This is a genomic window from Parabacteroides sp. AF39-10AC (assembly GCF_003635405.1).
In the GTDB taxonomy this organism is placed as follows: domain Bacteria; phylum Bacteroidota; class Bacteroidia; order Bacteroidales; family Tannerellaceae; genus Parabacteroides; species Parabacteroides distasonis.
Window position 1 is genome coordinate 6,434 of the sequence record NZ_QTLP01000057.1, and the last position, 1,653, is coordinate 8,086.

Annotated in this window: 3 protein-coding genes; all 3 read right to left on the reverse strand. The window is 51.7% G+C overall.

Going from position 1 to position 1,653, the window contains the following annotated elements:
• The coding region (locus DW033_RS23825) for a DUF4141 domain-containing protein (RefSeq protein ID WP_233554302.1) at window positions 1–617 on the reverse strand (617 nt) is incomplete at its 3' end.
• Window positions 618–647: 30 nt separating this feature from the next.
• Window positions 648–1,031, reverse strand: a complete 384-nt coding sequence (locus DW033_RS23830) for a DUF3876 domain-containing protein (RefSeq protein ID WP_122383227.1) — start codon at window positions 1,029–1,031, stop codon at window positions 648–650.
• A 37-nt stretch (window positions 1,032–1,068) separates the two neighbouring features.
• Window positions 1,069–1,653, reverse strand: a 585-nt coding sequence (locus tag DW033_RS23835; protein ID WP_117682423.1) for a TraG family conjugative transposon ATPase, incomplete at its 5' end; no start/stop codon positions are given.

The following is a 1,653-nucleotide window of genomic DNA, read 5'->3' on the forward strand; positions in this document are numbered from 1 at the left end:
TCGTTCATGTTCCCGTACAGCCCCATGATGCGGTCGAGGTCGTTCTTCTTTTTTGCCCGCAGGTAGCTCACGCTGATGTTCTTGTTGGTGTAGTAGCTCACGAGGTTGCGGTAACGCTTCATCTTGGAGTAACAGCGTTCCACCACATCCATGCGCTCCTTGTCCGTCATGGAGAGCGTGGTGATGTTCACCACGTTCTTCAGTTCCGTCAGCACGTCGTTGGATTCCTCCAACAGCTTGGTGTAGCCAAAGGCGATGGCTCCCAGTTCCTCCACCGTGAAGTTGTCGTCACGCATCATCTTCTGGAAGCTGGTCACATAGGTGTCGGTGATGTCACCCACCATCAGGATGGTCTGCTGCACCTTCCGGGCGTCCTTTACCAGATTGTTCACGGATTTGAGCGCGTCGTAATACTTCTTGCCCTGCTCGTAAATCTTCACCGTCTCTTGAAAATTTTTTATCATATTCTGGGCGGTCGTGGAAGTGTGTACCACGTTCTTCGAGGTGTTCACGATGCTCTGCGCGATGTTGGACGGGTCTATCACCGCCCACTGTGCGCTTGCCCTGCCGACTGCAAACAGGCACAGGCAGATAATAAGTGTTATTCTTGTTCTCATGTTACTTTGGATTTTAGTGGATTTCATTATTTATTGCTTGCCTATCGGATGGTCCGGTTTCGGGTTCACGCGCACATAGTCCCCGTTGGGCGAGAAGGTCAGGATGTCCGTCGCCTCGTTGTAGGACACGTCGATACGGAAGCCGGTGTTCATGAACAGATTGCCGTTCTCCTCCTGCAAGAGATAGGTTTCCGGCTTCAGCTTGCGGCGGATGCCGCTCCGCTTGAATACCGTCACCTTATAGGCTTCGCCCTCCTTGTAGATAAGCACGTCGGGCTTGCCCTCCACACTCTCCCAGTTTCCGCAAAGCAGGTCGCGTCGGTTGTCCGTTATGTCGCAGGATTGCAGCACCATGACCGCCAGCCCGATTAAACACTTGCTGACTTGCAGCATTTTCGTTCTTGATATACTCATACGCATTTTCTTTTTTAGTTGATGAATCTGTTTCTATTTATTCCTTTTTTCTCCGCCTTTCGGCAAGCTGCCGGATGACGGCTTCAATGTCGCCGCCCAACTGTTCCGCCAGACGGTAAACCTCTACTTTTTCCGTTTCTTCGGTGGTGTACGCCAGATACTCTTCAGCACTAACTTCGGTGGCATAGACTGCCGACTGCGTGCCGCCCAGTCCTATCCACACTTCCTTGTAGAGCCTTGACGGGTTGTTCGCCATGTTGATGGAGAGTATCTGCGACTTCTCTTTCTCCGTCAGACCCAACAGGGACTGTATGGCATCAAACTTGTTCATGTACTTCCGCTGGTCAAGGAGTATCTTGCAGTCGGAGTTGTTGATGATGCTCTCCTTGACGACGGGCGAGGAAATGATGTCGTCCACCTCCTGCGTCACCACGATTGCCTCCCCGTAATACTTGCGCACGGTCTTGTACATATAGCGCAGGTACTCAGCCATGTTCGCCGAAGATAGAGCCTTCCAAGCCTCTTCCACTATCAACTGTTTCCTTACGCCTTTCAATCGGCGCATCTTGTTGATGAAGGCTTCCATGATGATGATGGTCACCACAGGGAAAAGCTCGCGATT